We start from the raw sequence: 18,364 nt of genomic DNA on the forward strand, positions 1-18,364 counted from the left end.
TACTGCACAGCTACAACGTCAATTCGACCTCATGCGCGCCCTGTTCATCCCGCAGCGGAATGAATGGCCCCTCTTCCCCGAAATATTGCTCCAAATCGAGCTCTTTTCCATCGATGGCCAGCTTGCTCTGACCCTCGTTAGGACGGGACGGACTGCACTTGCCGGCTGGATTGCTGACCTGAATCCGATATTCCGCATTGCCGTGCCGGTACCGCACGGAGAACGCCGGCCAGTCTTTCGGGATGCACGGGCTAATAATCAGCTTGTCTCCGCGGCGGCGAATGCCAAGAATCCATTCCAGCCCGGCTTGATACATCCACCCCGCCGCACCCGTGTACCAGGTCCATCCGGCATGCCCTTTATGTGGCTTTGCCGAGTAAACATCGGCCGCCATGACATAGGGCTCCCCGTAATATCGGTTGACCTCGGCTGGATTCATCGTATGGGTAATCGGGTTCAGCATATGGAACAGCTCGAATGCCTTATCTCCATTTCCGAGCATCGACCAAGCGACAATGCTCCATATGACTCCATGCGTGTACTGCCCCCCGTTCTCCCGAATGCCAGGCGGGTAGCCTTGAATGTACCCGGGGCTCGGTTCCGTGTTGTTAAACGGTGGCGTGAGGATATAGGCCATCTCCATATCTCTGTCCACAAGCTCACGGTCAAATGAATTCATGGCCCGCGCGGCCTTGCCTGCTTCCGCGAGTCCGGAAATGACCGACCAGGACTGGGCGATGGAGTCGATCCGGCATTCCGCTTGATGTACGGAACCGAGCCATTGCCCCGCATCGGTGAAGGCTCTGCGGTACCATTGACCGTCCCAGCCGTGTTCATTGAGCGCAAGCTTGAGCTGCCCGGCGACGTCGCGATACCGCGCCGCCCGCTCCGTGTCCCCGCGCCGCTCGCATACTGCTGCGAACCGGATCAGAACGTCGCCCATGAACCAGCCCAGCCAGACGCTCTCGCCCCGGCCTTCCGCTCCGACGAGGCTCATGCCGTCATTCCAGTCGCCAATGCCTATGAGAGGCAGGCCGTGTTCGCCGAACCGTTCCAGACTATGGTCAAGCACGCGCAAGCAGTGCTCATATACGGTTCCCGTGTCGCCGGATAAGACTGTCTCCTCATATCGCTCATGCTCCCCTTCGCGCAGAAGCTCACTTTGCAAATAAGGAGCGCTTTCCTCTAACAGACTGTCGTCCCCCGTATGCTCCAAATACCGGCTCAGGGCATAAGGCAGCCAGAGCAGGTCATCGGAGAAGCGGGTGCGGATGCCCCGGTGCGTCTCTTCATGCCACCAGTGCTGGACATCTCCTTCCTTGTACTGGTGGGAAGCATGAATGATAATCTGAGCCCGGGTCAAGTCGGGACGGCAATGCAGCATCGACAGCGAGTCCTGCAGCTGATCACGGAAGCCATATGCGCCTCCGGCCTGATAGAAGGCCGATCGAGCCCACATTCTGCATGCCAGCGATTGATACAGAAGCCAATTATTGAGCAGCATATCCATCTCCTTGCTCGGCGTGGACACCGCCACCGTTCCCAACAGTCCGCTCCAAAATTGCCGTATCTCTTCATAGGCTTGCTCGCAAGCAGCGGGTTCGCGGTATTTGCGCAGCCACTTTTCGGCGGCCTGTACAGAATCGTCGCAGCCCAGCAGCATGTAAATCGTCCGCTCCCCGCCAGGCTCGATGGCAAAGCGGGTCTGTACGGCTCCGCAGCTATCGCTCACCGGACCGTCCGAGTCCGACAGCCGGTCCCGCTCAAGCGCCGCTGGCTGCTCCGCCGTCCGGTTCCGACCGATGAATTCCTGCCTGTCCACCGTCCACGACGTCTCCCGCATGGAGGCATCGGCTGCCGCAGACGGTTCATTCTCTGCGGATGCGGCGGGATACACCGCAAGAAAAGCCGTCGCATCGCGGAACGTATCCTGGTATGTGTTGCGCGCGATCAAGGCCTGCACCGAGCCGTTCCACTCGCTCACGATGTGCGAAGCGTTGCTCTGACGATTCACGCCGAGCACCCACTCCGCGTAATACGTGACGGACAGCTCCCGCCGTTCATCCGACGGGTTGCGCAGGCGCAGCTTCATAATTTTAATCGGAGCGTCTACGGGCACGAACACGGTCAGCTCCTGATGGAGGCCGCCGCTGTCATGAGCATAGCGCGAATACCCCATCCCGTGAGCGATATTGTACCGAGCTCCTCCATCCATGCCCTCCTCTCTGTTAGGGGAACCGACCAACCAATATTCGCCGCTCTTGTCATCCTTGAGATAGCACGCCTCGCCCCGCGGATCCAGCGCAGGATCGTTGGACCAAGGGGTCAGCTTGCATTCACGGCTGTTGCGCCACCATGTATATCCCGTGTTCAGCTCGGACACAAGACATCCGAAACGCGGATTGGCCATCACGTTGATCCATGGCGCTGGCAGGAAGCGATCATCCTTGAGCGTCATCCGATATTCGCTGCCGTCCCTGGAGAAGCCGCCCCATCCGTTGAAAAAGAGGAGCGGCGTGGAGTCGGACATCTCACTCTCTCCTGCATTTGCCGTTGATTGATAGGAATCACTCTGCGTGTGCCCTGCTTTAAGACGCTGCTGCTTCGTTTTCGGCAGATTCGCTTTCGCTTGGCTTGACGGCTTTCGGTTCGCCTCTGCCTGTTCTTCATCTTCTTGGCCTGCTGCCGAATCGGATGCTTCCGCTGCCTTCAGCTGCGCCTTCAGGCTTGGCCCATCCGCTCGAAGAACGACTCGTGCCGTGGCGAACAGCAGCGCGCGGTCCTCATCCGGCAGTCCAGCCGACGCTATGAGATATGCGCTTCCGTGATCGGTGCGGTAACGGTTCAAACGGTGCTCGATGCTGCGCTGCAGGCTTTCCTGCACATTTTGCTGATATCCTTCAAGCGCTCCGTTCAACACGACCACATCTAAAGACAGCCCTTTGCGAAGCAAATATTCATGGCCTGACAACAGCTTATGGATAAACGGCAAATGAATCGCATCGTCGATAGTGACGAGCACGATGGGCCGATCCCCTGAAACGCCATATGACCATAAGCCGGATTGGGCCTTCGTGTTGACGGCAATACTCGCTTCCTGCTCATCATTCAATCGCCCAGAATATAGCGCGCGGCTCGCCAGCACATGATACACAGCGGCATCGGCCGGGCTCAACTGCATGTTATGCAGCTCGATTTGGGCATGGGTCCATGCATGCTCGAACACCCGGTCCGCCTCGGCCTTCCGCGATAAAGTCCGCGCGAGCGCAAGCGCCTCCTCACGCGTGCCGGCTACTCCGGTAACGGCATACAGCGCAATGCGTCCGCCGGCTTGCAGTGTTATTCTTCTCCGCATGATGAACGCCGGATCCGCAACCGAGCCGACTGCTCCGCCCAAGCGGGAACGCAATCCTTTCGGCGCGGCCAGCGTATGTCCCCTGCCGATGAAACGAGCCCGATCCGTCTCCATCTCCGGAGTGTCGGACGCTTCTTCTCCATCCGTGAAGACGTGGAACGCCCACAGCGCCTGCTCGTCCGCGTTTCGCGGCCGTTTGCGCGCGAGCAGGCACCGCGCTTTTGCATCATACTCCGTCTCGATGAACAGCTTCGTGAAGGCGGGATGGGCTGCATCCGCATCCGGTCGGGCCAGCGCCAATTCAAGGAAGGTAGTCACCTCGAAGGTGCGAGTGTCCGCGCCTGCATGATACAGCGTCAGCTTGCGCACCTCCGCATCGGCATCGGGAGATACCGCGATTTCCAATGCGGTCTGCATCTCCCCGTCCGTCCGCTTGAACAGCGCTTTCTCCAACGAAAAATGCGCCTCGGCGAAAGACGGCGGCACGCGGCATGGCTGATAGGTCGGCGACCAGCACTCATCCCGTTGCACGTCCCGAATGTACATGTAGCTGCCCCAGTCATCCTTCACCGGATCCTCCCGCCAACGGGAGACGGCCAGCCCTTGAGACCGCAGCTGCCCGCTGCCGCTGTTCGTAATCACGGTCGTGAACGAACCGTTGGACAGTATCGCCGCTTCCGGCGCCGGAGTATCGGCAGACGGATAGGAGCGGACCGGTGATGCCTGAGGCTGCGTCGGCTGCGCAATGCGCTGGATGCCCGCTGCCTCAACGCGCGCCTGCGCCGGCTTGGCCGGAATCCGCTCCTGCAGCAGCAATTCAGCAGTCTGGATGCGTTTATCCCGATGGAAACGCTCGATCATGTTATGGTCATGCAGCATATTGGCGATGGTCAGCAGACTCATCCCTTGATGATGGGCCATGAAGCTGCGAATGACCTCGGCCTTGCTGCCGTCCGGCATTCGTTCCGGCGTGCAGTCAATCGCTTCATAGAAGCCGTACTTGCCCCGGGCTCCCATTTCCTCCATCCGGCGCAAGTTGTCCATGCCTTCGGCAACAGCATATGGAAGCGCCATGATTGCCGCATACGGCGCCAGCACCAAATCCTGCTCCAGCCCCCGCTTGAAGCCGAGACCGGGAACGCCGAATGCCCGGTATTGATAGTTTTTCTGGTAGTCGAAGGCATAATATCCCGATTCCGAAATGCCGAACGGAACGCCGCGTTCCTTTGCATACGCCATCTGCTGGCGAACGACGCCCCGGTACGTGCTGTCCCAAATTGTTTTTGGATAGGTGCGCATCAAGAGCCAGGGCATTAAATATTCGAACATCGTTCCCGACCAGGAGACGAGCGCCGTGCGCCCGCCTTGACTGCGGGTGGCCCGCCCAAGCGCCATCCAGTGGGACACCGAGATTTGCCCCAGCGCGATCGCGACGAAGCTCGTCTGTCTCGCTTCGGACGCGAGCAGGTCATACAATACCGCGTCGCGTTCTCCGCTGGCCGCGTGATACCCCAGCACGAACAGCTTGGCTTTGTGATCGTACAACGCGCGGAAATCGGTGCCGTTAATGAGCGTTTCCACACGCTCCAACAGCTCCCGGCCGCGCTCCAGAACCTGATCCGGCCCATGGGATGACTCCTGCTTCAGCTTTTCCAGCTCGGCCGCAAATTCAAAGTGCAGATCATCCCTGCCATCTGAATCGAGCCGATTGCGCTCGGAATGTGCTTTTCCGGGAAATTCCTTCATGAGCCATTCCGCCACTCCTTGCTTAACTGCAATGAGACTGGCTACGAAGTTGCCGGAATCGACCGTGGACACATATACGGGAACGAGCGGCTTGAGGGTAAGCGTGTCATACCAATTGAACAAATGCCCGTTCCACTTTTCCATCCGTTCCACAGAATGGATGGTTCGTTCCAATCGTTCCAGCAGCTCGGCCGTGTTGATAAATCCGAAGTCCCGCGCGGTCAAAGCCGCAGTCAGGAAAAAGCCGATATTGGTCGGAGAAGTGCGATGAGCGACGCCATTGGGCGGATCAATCTGCACATTGTCCGGAGGGAGCCAATGATCTTCGGCTACCGTGTAATCTTCATAAAAAGCCCAGATTTGCCGGGCGAGCTCCCGCAGCTCCCGTTCGTCGTGCACGGACACGGATTCCGCCTTTTCCGGCTCCGCTTGATCCAGCCAGCGAATGACGGCCGGGGCCATTGCCCATAGCAGGCACAACACCACGCCAAAGCTTGCTATATATGGATCCCGCTGCAGTATGGAAGCCGCGGCTGCGAGCAGCACGAGCACATAGCCCGCCGTCATTCCTAAGAGAGGGGGATGCGCGTTCTCCCGGTTGCTGCGTTCGATGTGCAAAGAACTTGTCCACTCCAGCAAGCGGCGTTTGCTGATTGATAGCCTGTATAGGGTTCTGGCGATGGCATCAGCCATCAGCACCGCTTGGAAAGGCAAAGCAAGCAAAGCGAGCCCCGCATGAGCCGCAGCCATGCCGATTCCCCTTGGATCCCATTCCGCTCGGGTCAGATTCACCAATTGACGGATGACGGGAATGAACATCGTCGCCAGCACGACGCCCAGCCACCTCCAAGGCGTCCCGGGCAGGATGGTGAATCCGAGCAGCAGTGCGAATAAGACGATCGGAAGCAGGCTGCGCCGCAGGTTATCAATAATTTGCCAGCGCGTAATGATAGACAAGTCAACGGGCAGCAGCTCGCCCCGACGGCTCTTCATCCGGGGAAAAAGCCAACCGAGCAGCTGCCAATCTCCTCGCACCCACCGGTGAAGCCGGTTCTGATAAGCGATGAACTTGGCGGGATGATCATCAATGAGCTCTACATCCGTCAGCAAGCCCGCCCGCAAAAAACCGCCTTCCAGCAGATCATGGCTTAGCACCCGATTTTCGGGAATTCGTTCACACAAGGTTTCCGCAAATGCATCTACATCAAAGATGCCTTTCCCGGTAAAAATCCCTTCGCCTAAAGCGTCCTGATACGGATCGGAAGCGGCGAACGAATATGGATCCAGGCCGGGCACCGACCATAAACCGGCTAGCCGCGATTGCAAGGCCGACTCCAGATGGATTCCGATTCGCGGTTGCAGCACCCCGTATCCCTCTACGACCCGGGAGCGCTTTTCATTTAGACGCGGTCTGTTGTAAGGCAGATGCAAAGCTCCGATCATTCGATGGGCGCTTTCCAACGGAAGCCGCGTATCCGCATCCAGCGTAATAATATAGCGGATGCGCGGCAGCACCGCGGCATTTCCGTATGTATAGTCGTAGCTTGTCTCATTGCTGCCTTTCAGCAGCTCGACGAATTCCACGAGCTTGCCGCGCTTGCGTTCCCAGCCCATGTACACTTCTTCGCCGGGATTCCACCATCTGCTGCGCTGATAAAGATGGAACGTCGTATCATCGGAGATCGAATATCGCTTGCTGAGCCGCTCCATCCTCTCTATGGCATAGGCAGCCAATTTGTCATCCTCAGGCAGCCGTTCCAAGCGGGAATCCGTAAAATCCCCCAAAATCGCATAATGGATATGGGGACTGCGATTCGCCAAGTAATGGATTTCAAGGCGGTCCACCATCTCGTCCACTTCTTCCTTGGACGACCATATGACGGGGATGACGACCATCGTCGCGGCTTCGGCCGGCACTCCGGCAGAGAAGTCGTAACGAAGCAACGTATTCGGACGAATGGCGCATTCGATAATATAGTGAAGACCGGTTACCGCCCATTCGCTGGCCGGAAGCGCCACAGCCGCCATAACGATAAACCAGCCCACTGGATTGATTCCCTGCCCCCAGCCAATGATGAGCGACAAGGCTGCCCAGAATACCGCAAACAAACATGCAAGCAGCGCCATGTAGGATGTCTGGGCACGGCGACCTAGGAGCCGGTTCCCCGGCAGCGGCCGGGGTTTGCTGCATTTTTTCAAGGAGCGCTGGAGTTCACTTACTCCTCGGGGCTCGAACAAGTAATAGGCCAAGAACGAACGCCGCGGCATAAGATTCGCAGTTGATGCTATGGATGCACCCAATGTATGCAATGGACCCGCTGCTTGCGCCGAACCCTCCTTTACTGCCGATGCCGATTCCACCGCCACTCCCGCCGGTAAGGCGGAAGCCTGCTCCGCAAGCGCAAGCGCTTCGCGGGCGACCAGATTCTCCTGTACCCGGAGCCGCCGGGCCAATAGCTCCACCCGGTGACGGATCGTTCCGCGGCTCGCCGCATCCAGCTTCGGATACGTATCTGTCCGGTCTTGGCGAAGCGTTTGTTCCACCAAGCTGATGCGGACGAATGCGTCATCCCACGACCAACGCTCGTTCTTCCTCAGGCTGCTGATGAGATGACCCGCTTTCCGTTGATAAGACGCCTGCAACTGCAGCTCATAAGTTACGATACGGTCAAGATCCCGATCGCCGTTTTCGAACTGGCAGATCAACCATTCCCGTACGGAAGCGGCATGATCGGCCCACTCGCGCAGGTGGGATATTAAGTGGACGGCCCAGGCCCCTGACAGAGGGAAGGACTGTCCTTCCTCCTCCAGCTTGGCGCCAAGGGATTCGGCATTCCAAGCGCCGGGTTCGAATTGTCCGAGCAGCCGTTCGACATCCATGCATATTTCTCTTCTGTCCTGCACCTGAAGCATGACATCCGTAAGCTGATGAATGAGCGCCAGACGAAGGAAAAGAGGGATCGACCATGCTTCCGCAACGGTCAGAACCGCTACCTCCTGATAGGCATTCACAAATTCAACAAGCGACGTTTCATCCAGCACGCCATCAACCAATGCGATATATTCAATGCAAATCGATTGAATACGGTATTGGCGCTCCTTGCGCAAATACGGCAAATTGTTGGGCAGCGCCCCGGTAATTTGCTGCTGCATGCCCTTTACCTGATCCCCGATAAATTCAATATTATCAAGCAGCCAATCCTCCGCAGGCTGTGTACAGCTTGCAGGATGATGCTGCAAAAGGTTGGCAAACGCACGCAACGAGTCCAAATCCGCCGCTGCTCGCTTCAACAGGCTTGTTCGAGAACGGGCAGTGCGTTTTGGTGTATGCCGCAGCGCCAACTCGCGCGCTTTTTGACGAAGTGTATCACGATGTTCAACCATTAGAGCCTCCGAAAATCAAATTAATTAAGATTTCACGTTTTCATATGATTTCCGAAAGGCCATGATTTTATGGGATTGCGTGAAAATAGATATGGAAAGCCCGAAGACATGAGCGTCTCCGGGCTTTATCGTTTCGCGACGGCAAAGGATACGACCCGCCCCTGAGCAGGATCGATACCGATGTCGTAAGTCGCGTTTGTTCTTTTATTTTGGAATGCAACATGCATAATACCATGCCGCAATGCGCGTTCGCCAGAGAGCATTTCCAGTTCTCCCGCGGCGGCATGCAGCTGCTGTACCACGTAATGACGGGCTTCTGACTCCAATCGCTTCATTTCCGTTCTCGCAGGCGGCGCCTTCATTGAATTGCGCGTTACGCCAAGTTCGTAAAAATCACCCGTTTTCAAATTCAATTCGCCATAGAAGCGCTCGATTCCCCCAGTGGCGCCAGCATGCTTGGGCAAGCCGACGAACGTGACATGGCCAGGGCGCGCCTTCCGTTTCCCGGAACCTGCCAAGCGTCTGGTAAAGCCGTACGTCATATTCCATTGCCCGATATCGATCGAAAGATCGAAATACCGCTTCAATCCGTCAACGGCAAATTGCTGCATCCTGATTTTGTCGATCGCTTTTTCCTTTCCGTACGCTTTGACTGTTTTACTTACTTGATGATACGTATCTGTCACAGCTTGTCCGCATCCCGTTAGCACAAGGCATATGATTACGGTTCCCGCAAGCAGCGCCGCTGTTTTGTTCATCCGTTTTTCTCCCCTTGCCTTCTATCCTGCCATCTAAGACGCGCGGCGCCCCGCTTTCCCCTTCTATATGGTGGCAGCTCCGGGATAGCGAGACAAGAGACACGTCCCCTTATAAGCATAATGGATACGGACGAAAGCTTCATGTCATTCCTCTTACATTTAGCTTACAATCTTGCAAGATTGGGGGAGTTATCAATCATTAAAAAGCCTCCTTACATTCATTCATCCCCCATCCTTGCTAATGACGGGTTGTGGCTGGGCTACTGTCACGATATGTGCAGCCGAATGAAAACGTGAGGAGGCTTTATGCGGTTCGTTGTCATCACCAATACATCATGCCGATTGCGCCGATTCAAGCGCTCTCCGGCATAGAAAGCGAACATGGGCCAATGCAGCCGGTTTGACCTCTTCAAAGGTGACTTGATCTTGAATATAAAAGGAGATGAAGCCGTGCATAGCAAGAAATAAACTGAGCGGAATATTATGGCGCTCTTGATCGGAATGCATATTGCCGCTCAGGGACTGTCTTACGATAGTCGAAAACATCTCTAAGCAACGCCCCTGTTCCGTCCGGGCATAAGCGAGCAATTCCTCATCCCGCGTCATGAACATAATTTCATAATGATGCGGATGTTCCAGTCCAAATCGGACAAACTCCAACATAACCTGCTCCATCTTGGACAATCCGTCGGAAGGAGCTTGGTTGACAACACGTTCGAACAGCCGTTCAAGCCGCTTGAAATCTTCTTGGACAAGCGCGTAGAACAGCTCGGCTTTATCTTTGAAATGATAATAAAGCGAACCATGGCTGTACCCTAATTGTTGGCCGATACTTCGCATGGAGATGGCTCGGTACCCCTTCGTAACAAACAAATGGCGCGCCACTTCCAAGATTCGCTCTCGCGACAACTCTTGATCCACTGCTTTTCTTGCCATAGCGGTTGTTCTCCTTATTCCCCTTCAATGTAATATAGCGGGTCTCCCTTCCCGATTACGGCCTGACCTTGCGTCAGATCCGTTATCCACGCGATAAACCGCTCACACTCCGACACGACGGGCAAGCACGTCAGCGTGACCTTATCGGCAAATTGCGTTTCTCCCATCCGTGTTTCTTTATTGCGCAACTCATTTTCCAATTTGCCAAGCCATGTATAATCAATCTCGACAAATACTTCTTGATGCAATACTTTCTCGATCGCTTCAGCCGCTTCAATCGCTGCCACCGCACCGTCCGAGTATGCGCGTATCAGGCCGCCGGCACCGAGCAGAATGCCTCCGAAGTAACGCGTGACGACGATAGCCGTATCTTTCAGGCCTTGGTTCTTCATCACTTCCAAGATCGGCTTCCCCGCGGTCCCGCTTGGCTCCCCGTCATCCGACGCTTTCTGGATTTCATCGCGCTCCCCTATAATGTATGCGGAGCAGTTATGGGTCGCATTCCAGTGCTTCTTCTTCATCTCTTCGATAAATGTAATCGCTTCCTGTTCGTTAGTTACGGGTTTGCCGTAACCGATGAAGCGCGACTTCTTAATGACGATTTCCTTGCTGCCGAATTGGCGTACGGTCTTGTAACGTTCTAACAAAAAACTCACCTTCTTATTGCCAAGAAAGCAGTTCCCCATAACGGTGAACTGCTTTCATCGGCTTGTCGCTTAACTTAGCTGTGTTGACTGGCGCCGACCCGATTAACGGGACAGTCTCGCTTCCAATTCCGCCTTCTCGGCTTCATAGCCTGGTTTGCCAAGCAGGGCGAACATATTTTTCTTGTAAGCTTCAACACCTGGCTGATCAAATGGATTGACACCGAGCAAATATCCGCTGATTCCGCATGCTTTTTCAAAGAAGTACACCAAGTAACCGAACGAATGCGGCGTCATATCCGGAATTGTTACAATCAAGTTCGGAACGTTGCCGTCAGTATGAGCGAGCATCGTGCCTTCAAATGCCTTCTTGTTGACAAAGTCCATTGTCTTGCCCGCCAAGAAGTTCAGTCCATCCAAGTCGTCTGCATCTTCATTAATCGTCACATGGTGAGACACTTTATCCACCTGAATGACGGTTTCGAACAGGTTGCGCGTTCCTTCTTGAATGAATTGTCCCATGGAGTGAAGATCTGTCGAGAAGTCGACCGACGCCGGATAAATTCCTTTGTTGTCCTTCCCTTCGCTCTCGCCGTACAGCTGCTTCCACCATTCGGACACGTAGTGCAGGGCAGGCTCATAGTTCACGAGAATTTCCGTCGTCTTGCCCTTGCGGTATAGCGCGTTGCGCACTGCCGCATATTGGTAGCTCAAGTTATCCGATACATCGGGATTGTTGAATTCCACAGATGCGTCCTGAGCGCCTTGCATCATTTCGTCAATGTTAATGCCTGCAGCCGCAATTGGCAATAGGCCTACAGCAGTAAGTACGGAGTACCGTCCGCCAACGTCGTCCGGAATAACGAACGTCTCATAGCCTTCTTCTGTGGCCAGCTTTTTGAGGGCGCCTTTCTCGCGGTCTGTCGTTGCATAAATGCGCTGTTTCGCTTCTTCTTTACCGTATTTCTTCTCCAGCAATTCACGGAAAATACGGAACGCGATGGCAGGCTCTGTCGTAGTGCCTGACTTGGAGATGACATTGACCGAGAAATCTTTGCCATCGATCAGATCGAGCAGGTGCGTAATATAAGTCGAGCTGATGTTGTTGCCTGCGAAATAAATTTCCGGTGTCTTACGCTTGTCCTTCGGCAGCATGTTATAGAAGGAATGCCCCAGCATCTCAATCGCGGCGCGCGCGCCCAGATAAGACCCGCCGATGCCAATGACAATCAGCACTTCGGAATTGGACTGAATGCGCTCGGCAGCCGCTTTAATGCGTGCGAACTCCTCTTTGTCATACGCAGAAGGGAGATCGATCCAACCCAAAAAGTCGGAACCTGTGCCTGTCTTATTATGTAATTGCTCATGCGCCAAGCGAATGGGCTCTTTAAAATAATCAATTTCATGCTGACTAACGAACGTCAACGCCTTGCTGTAATCAAAGTGCACTTTTTTTGTCATCGTACACCCTCCTCGAGTATTGGTTGACTTTGCCACTTTAACCCATGAAAATCAAGATATAGTCATAGAATACTGGATTTTGAACGGAAACACAAGGGAACGCGCCTCATTGAAAAGGTTTACACGATAAAACATATTTATAGCATTGCACAATATCAAGTATGAATGCGTTGTCAGGAAAAAAAATATCGCCTGCTTCATGCCTCCCCGCGCTCCTTCCGAGTATGGTACACTATTCTCGGACAATCAGCTTACACTAACGCGAGGTGAACCCTGTGAAGAACGTAGCAGTATTGGGATTGGGAACGATGGGCGCGCCGATGGCCGCGAATTTGATTCGCAAAGGATTCAACGTCACGGTATATAACCGCACACCAGAGAAGGCCGCACCGTTGCAAGAGCTCGGCGCCAAGACGGCTGCAACGCCGCAAGAAGCGGCAGGATATGCCGATGCCGTCATCACGATGGTAAGCGATGATCGCTCGATTGAAGCGCTCTATTATGGAACGGATGGTCTGATGGCAAGCATTCGGGAAGGTCAGATTATTATCGATTGCAGCACGATTTCTCCTGTGCTCGTGAAGCGCTTGGCTGCCGATTGCAGGCAGCGCGGCGCACAGTTCTTGGATGCGCCGGTTACCGGCAGCAAACCTGCTGCTGTCGACGGCACGCTCGTCTTCATGGCCGGCGGAGAGGCGGAAGCGCTTCAAGCCGCCATGCCTGTCTTGGAGGCGATGGGACGCAAAATCGTCCATATGGGGCCGACAGGCAGCGGATCGATTACGAAGCTCGCCCACAATACGATTGTAGGCATCAACAATGCGGCGCTGGCCGAAGGCTTCTCTATCGTTGCCAAAGCCGGAGTGAACCCGAGCGCCTTCTTGGACGTCGTAAAAAATGGCAGCGCCGGAAGCAAAGCAGCCGAGTTGAAAGGCGAGAAAATCATCGCCGGCGACTTCGACAATCAATTCTCGCTGCAGCTGATGCTCAAGGATTTGAAGCTTGCATCCGTCTTGATGGAGGACATGCAGTCTCCGTCTCCGATGCTCGATGCCGCCAAAAATTTGTTCCAAATGGGACAAACCGCCGGCTTCGGCGAAGAAGACTTGTGTTCGGTCGTAAAAATGTACGAGCAATGGATCGGACATGCCATCGGACGGGACAAGTAAGCTGGATATAGATCTTTACGGCGAACAGGGAGTGTGCGGGGAAATCCGCCACTCCCTGTTCATATAGCCGGCAATAATGCCGCACGCTTCCCCGGCCTGCCCCATGATGATTGATAATCTGTTCTTATGCCAGCTCTCCCTCTCCTTCTGAGGCTGAAAACGCGCTACATCTTCTGAATGCCAAGCTTGCTTTCCGATTTTCTGCGCTGGAGCATTTCTCTGGATCGGGAAAATGTAAAAATAAGAAGAGCGATCCAAATCAGCAGAAACGCCAGCAGTTGCGGCAGGCTAAAAGGCTCGTGAAACAGAAACAACCCTAATAGCAGCATGATGGTCGGCGCGATATATTGTAGGAAGCCGACCAGCGTAAAGGAAATTCGTTTGGCTCCAGCGGCAAATAACAGCAAAGGAATGGCCGTCACAACGCCTGCCCCCATCAGCAGCAAAATAACCGATATATCCCTGTCCCATAACGAGACGGAGCTATGATCGAAAAAGAGCAGAAAGACAAGCGCAAATGGCGTCATGATGAGCGTTTCAATGGTCAGTCCCGTCCAGGCGCCGATGGCGACCTTCTTTTTAATAAGACCATAAAATCCGAAGGTGGCAGCCAAGGTCAACGCGGCCCAAGGTATGCTTCCGTAATATATCGTCAGACACAGCACACCTCCTGCCGCGATGGCAACGGATATCCACTCTGCCTTATTCAAGCGTTCTTTCAAGAAAAATGTGGCTAGAAACACATTTAGCAGCGGATTGATGTAATAGCCAAGGCTCGCTTCAACCACGCGATCACTCTCTACGGCAAAAATAAAAACGAGCCAGTTGACGCTGATCAGAACGGAGGCCAAAATCATGCTTATGGCCTGTTTTTTATGGGTAAACACATATTTCATTTCTGCGGTTACCGTCTTCAGCTTTCCTAACAGCAAAAGAATAAGGAGCATAAACACCAACGACCATATGATTCGGTGAGCCAACACCTCTCCGGCAGGGACAGATCCAACCGATTTCCAATAAATGGGAAGAACACCCCACAAAAGATAGGATAACCCTGTTGCGAGCACCCCCATGGAATACTCGCCTTGCTTTATTTTCATTGCAATCCTCCGCTCCACCCAAGATGTTATCTAAAAAATCTTCTTTTACTATATCAAAATTTATATAACACTGGGGATTGTTTTTGTTTTTTTATTTCTAGTTGTAAACATAAAGTTTTAATGGTAATATTTTCAACATACACCTCAAAAAAGATTTGCGGAATTTTGAAAACGTTAACAAGGAGGGAGCCTGTTCATGCAGCGCAGACTGTCACTTTGTATGATTTTCCTTATTCTTTTTTACTCCATCTTTAATGCCCGCTTGCCGGATGCCCACGCGCAAACCAACGATTACAACAATGAATTGAGTTTCATGAGTCCTCTGGAGAATACGATTCACAAGAGCCGTCAAAATGATTACCCGATCGTGCTTGTGCATGGGTTTGGAGGTTGGGGGAGGGAAGAGATGCTTGGTTTTAAATACTGGGGCGGCTTCAGCGATATTCAAGATGATCTGCGTCATTACGGGTATTCGGTCTTTACCGCCGCGGTAGGGCCTGTGTCGAGCAGTTGGGATCGGGCTTGCGAGTTGTATGCGCAAATTAAAGGAGGGACCGTCGATTATGGCGAAGCCCACTCGAGCCTGCACAATCATGCGCGCTATGGAAGAACGTATGAAGGTCTGTACCCGGAGTGGGGGGAAATCAATCCGAAGACCGGAAAGCCCAGGCGGATACACTTGCTGGCCCATAGTCAAGGAGGGCAAACCGCACGCTTGTTCATACAATTGCTTGAGAACGGATCTGCTTCGGAACGTGACGTCACCCCTGGATCCGATTTATCCCCTTTATTTAGTGACAAGCAGGCACCGCATGTTAGCAGCCTTGTCGCCATTGCCTCTCCGCATGACGGTACCAGTTTAACGCATTTTATTGAGGGAATCGCTCCCTTTGCGCAACAAATTATCGGATTGGCCGCCGCAGTAGCCGGTAATTCGGAGAACCCCGTTTATGATTTCAAATTGGACCAATGGGGTCTGAAAAGAATGCCTGAAGAATCGTTCCTCAGTTATTCCACACGCATATACAAAAGCGCCATTTGGAGAGACACTAAGGATGTTTCCCAATGGGATCTGAGTCCGGATGGGGCAAAAGAATTAAATGAGTGGGTAAAAGCGCAGCCGCGCGTCTACTATTTCTCGGTGTCGGCGGAGAAAACATTCAGAGTCCCGTTATTCGGTTGGCATGTGCCGAAATTGCACATGAATCCATTTTTGGTTGTGTCAGGCCTTTTTATCGGCTCTTATGCGGCTAATGTCCCAGAACGCGTAGCAATCGATAGCGATTGGTGGCAAAATGATGGTCTGGTCAATACGATTTCAATGAGCGGGCCAAGGAATGGATCGAACGATCAAATCATAGCTTACAACGGGAGGCCGCAGATGGGGAAGTGGAACTATCTTGGTTTAATGGCTTCTTGGGATCATGCGGATACAGTTGGATTGTCAATAATAAATCCGCACGGATGGTACCGCGACATCGCTGACCTGCTCGGATCTTTACCGATTGATTAAAAATGAATGTCTCGTTCGCAACGAATCCAAATGCGCCTGCTGCACGAGAAAAAGACCGCGCAACGGGCAGCCGGCATCAGCCAGCTTGCCCGCATAGCGGTCTTGCATGTATCATATCAGGCTTTTATGCTACACCAAAGCTTTCACGCGGCTCACAACATTCTCCACCGTAAAGCCGTATTCGCTCATGACACGGTCTCCAGGTGCGGATGCGCCGAACGTCGAAATGCCGAGGATGTCGCCTTGGTCGCCAACATATCGTTCCCATCCGAACGGAGAAGCCATTTCTACGGCTAGGCGCGCCTTCACATCCGGAAGCAATACGGAATCTTTGTATTCCTTCGGCTGTTTCTCGAACAGATCCCAGCTTGGCATGCTGATGACGCGAACTTGAATGCCTTCTTCAGCCAATGCTTGCTGCGCGCGCACTGCCAATTGAACCTCGGAGCCTGTAGCGATGATTTGCGCTTGCGGCTTGCCGCCGGCAGCGTCAGCCACGACATACGCGCCGCGAGTGATGCCTTCGCGGGCACCTTCGACAGTAGCCTCCAAGATCGGCAGGTTCTGGCGAGTCAGCACGAGCACCACCGGATTGCCAGTGTTCTCCATCGAATACGCCCATGCGGCAGATGTCTCGTTGCCATCGGCAGGACGGATAACCGTTACGCCAGGAATGACACGAACGGATGCCAACTGCTCGATCGGCTCATGAGTAGGACCGTCTTCGCCGACGGCAATACTGTCATGCGTCAATACATACGTTACAGGCAAGCCCATAATGGACGACAAGCGTACGGCCGGGCGCAGATAGTCTGTAAATACGAAGAACGTGCCGCCGAATACTTTGACGCCGCCATGCAGCGCCATGCCGTTCATTGCGGCGGCCATCGCGAATTCACGCACGCCGAAGTACAGGTTGCGGCCTTCGTATTGGCCGGGACGGAATGTAGGCAGGTCGTTCAAATGGGTCATCGTCGAGCTTTCCAAGTCAGCAGAGCCGCCCGTCAAGAACGGAATGTTTTTCGCCAGTCCATTCAACGCGTTACCCGAAGCGACGCGAGTCGAGACCGCTTTGTCGCTGGATGCGTACACCGGCAGGTCGGCATCCCAATTTTCCGGCAGTTGGCCGCTAATCGCCGTGTTGAATTGGGCAGCCAATTCCGGATACGCTTGCGAGTACTGCTCGAACTGCTTATTCCAAGCCTCATTGGCTTGTGCGCCTTTGTTCTTCACATTCTGTTCGAAGTGAGCGTATACTTCCTCAGGTACGGAGAAGTCTTCGTGCTCCCAATTTAAGAATGCTTTGGTCAGCTTCGCCTCGTCAGCGCCAAGCGGCGAACCGTGCGTGCCGCCGTGGCCGCCCTTGCCCTGCTTGTTCGGGCTGCCATAGCCGATGACCGTTTTCACCTCAATCAGGGTCGGCTTGCTGCTGTCTGATTTTGCCTGTTCCACTGCTTGAGCGATCGCAGCCAAGTCATTGCCGTCTTCCACAAGCAGCGTGTGCCAGCCGTAAGCCTCATAACGTTGGCGCACGTTCTCGCTGAAGGAGAGATTGGCTTCTCCGTCCAGCGTAATATCATTGGAATCGTAGAGCACGATTAGTTTTCCTAATTTCAAATGGCCTGCGAGCGATGCCGCTTCGCTTGCCACGCCTTCCATCATGTCGCCGTCGCCACAAATGGCAAACGTATGGTGGTCGATTACATTGTACTCGTCACGGTTGTATGTCGCGCCCAATTGCGCTTCAGCCATGGCCATACCGACGGCCATCGCAATTCCTTGTCCAAGCGGACCGGTCGTTGCGTCGACTCCGGCCGTATGGCCGAACTCGGGATGCCCTGGAGTCTTGCTGCCCCATTGGCGGAAATTTTTAATCTCTTCCATTGGAAGATCATAGCCGCTAAGGTGCAGTAAGCTATACAATAACATGGACCCGTGCCCGGCGGACAACACGAAGCGGTCGCGGTTGATCCATGTCGGATTGGAAGGATTGTGCGTCATCGCCTTCGCGAACAAATGATACCCCATCGGTGCGGCGCCCATTGGCATACCAGGATGTCCCGATTTCGCTTTCTCAATTGCATCGATAGCCAACGTGCGGATAGCCGCTACCGAAAGCTGATCAATGTTGGTTTGATTTACAGTCATTGCTGATTTCCTCCTTAGACTCCTACTCTTCACAAGTTGATATTTAGGATGAATTGAGAATGCGTAGTGGCTCAACTTGTACTCTGCCCCATTTTGCATTATTGTACCATTACTCACCTTTCGATGCCACTTCAACGTAGTAAAAAGAAC

General features: G+C 53.9%; 9 protein-coding genes. 2 read left to right on the top strand and 7 right to left on the bottom strand.

What is annotated here, in order from left to right:
- Positions 1-10: 10 nt before the first annotated feature.
- From JSQ80_RS05505 to JSQ80_RS05525, 5 genes are all read right to left on the bottom strand, one after another.
- Complete coding sequence (locus JSQ80_RS05505) at positions 11-8,485, bottom strand: glycoside hydrolase family 94 protein (RefSeq protein WP_206094646.1); 8,475 nt, start codon at positions 8,483-8,485, stop codon at positions 11-13.
- Between the two features lie 125 nt (positions 8,486-8,610).
- Positions 8,611-9,243: a hypothetical protein gene (locus JSQ80_RS05510; RefSeq protein WP_206094647.1), complete on the bottom strand. Its 633-nt coding sequence runs from the start codon at positions 9,241-9,243 to the stop codon at positions 8,611-8,613.
- A 333-nt stretch (positions 9,244-9,576) separates the two neighbouring features.
- Positions 9,577-10,179: a TetR/AcrR family transcriptional regulator gene (locus tag JSQ80_RS05515; protein WP_206094648.1), complete on the bottom strand. Its 603-nt coding sequence runs from the start codon at positions 10,177-10,179 to the stop codon at positions 9,577-9,579.
- A 14-nt stretch (positions 10,180-10,193) separates the two neighbouring features.
- The gene (locus JSQ80_RS05520) at positions 10,194-10,826 is read right to left on the bottom strand and encodes a YigZ family protein (protein WP_087435702.1); all 633 of its coding nucleotides are present in this window, start codon (positions 10,824-10,826) and stop codon (positions 10,194-10,196) included.
- 102 nt (positions 10,827-10,928) lie between these two features.
- Positions 10,929-12,284, bottom strand: coding sequence for a glucose-6-phosphate isomerase (locus JSQ80_RS05525; protein ID WP_206094649.1), 1,356 nt, complete (start codon positions 12,282-12,284; stop codon positions 10,929-10,931).
- A gap of 275 nt (positions 12,285-12,559) precedes the next feature.
- Here JSQ80_RS05525 and JSQ80_RS05530 point away from each other — a divergent pair, with 275 nt between their 5' ends.
- Positions 12,560-13,453: an NAD(P)-binding domain-containing protein gene (locus JSQ80_RS05530; RefSeq protein ID WP_206094650.1), complete on the top strand. Its 894-nt coding sequence runs from the start codon at positions 12,560-12,562 to the stop codon at positions 13,451-13,453.
- Between the two features lie 164 nt (positions 13,454-13,617).
- Here the strand turns inward: JSQ80_RS05530 and rarD are convergent, their stop codons facing one another.
- Positions 13,618-14,553 carry an EamA family transporter RarD gene (gene rarD, locus JSQ80_RS05535; RefSeq protein WP_206094651.1) on the bottom strand — a complete coding sequence of 312 codons (936 nt, stop codon included), beginning with the start codon at positions 14,551-14,553 and terminating at the stop codon, positions 13,618-13,620.
- Positions 14,554-14,749: 196 nt separating this feature from the next.
- On the opposite strand from rarD, the gene JSQ80_RS05540 reads away from it, so the two are divergent.
- Complete coding sequence (locus JSQ80_RS05540; protein WP_206094652.1) at positions 14,750-16,066, top strand: esterase/lipase family protein; 1,317 nt, start codon at positions 14,750-14,752, stop codon at positions 16,064-16,066.
- A 129-nt stretch (positions 16,067-16,195) separates the two neighbouring features.
- Here JSQ80_RS05540 and tkt read toward each other — a convergent pair whose 3' ends face one another.
- Positions 16,196-18,214, bottom strand: a complete 2,019-nt coding sequence (tkt, locus tag JSQ80_RS05545) for a transketolase (protein ID WP_206094653.1) — start codon at positions 18,212-18,214, stop codon at positions 16,196-16,198.
- Positions 18,215-18,364: the final 150 nt, after the last annotated feature.

Origin of the sequence: Paenibacillus apiarius (assembly GCF_017052585.1) — a bacterium.
GTDB classification, from domain to species: Bacteria; Bacillota; Bacilli; order Paenibacillales; family Paenibacillaceae; genus Paenibacillus_B; species Paenibacillus_B apiarius.

What these genes read in the sequence shown, in the direction of transcription:
- JSQ80_RS05540 (WP_206094652.1), top strand. Translation starts at nt 14,750, where the DNA reads ATGCAGCGCAGACTGTCACTTTGTATGATTTTCCTTATTCTTTTTTAC.
- JSQ80_RS05525 (WP_206094649.1), bottom strand. Translation starts at nt 12,284, where the DNA reads ATGACAAAAAAAGTGCACTTTGATTACAGCAAGGCGTTGACGTTCGTT.
- JSQ80_RS05505 (WP_206094646.1), bottom strand. Translation starts at nt 8,485, where the DNA reads ATGGTTGAACATCGTGATACACTTCGTCAAAAAGCGCGCGAGTTGGCG.
- rarD (WP_206094651.1), bottom strand. Translation starts at nt 14,553, where the DNA reads ATGAAAATAAAGCAAGGCGAGTATTCCATGGGGGTGCTCGCAACAGGG.
- JSQ80_RS05510 (WP_206094647.1), bottom strand. Translation starts at nt 9,243, where the DNA reads ATGAACAAAACAGCGGCGCTGCTTGCGGGAACCGTAATCATATGCCTT.
- JSQ80_RS05515 (WP_206094648.1), bottom strand. Translation starts at nt 10,179, where the DNA reads ATGGCAAGAAAAGCAGTGGATCAAGAGTTGTCGCGAGAGCGAATCTTG.
- tkt (WP_206094653.1), bottom strand. Translation starts at nt 18,214, where the DNA reads ATGACTGTAAATCAAACCAACATTGATCAGCTTTCGGTAGCGGCTATC.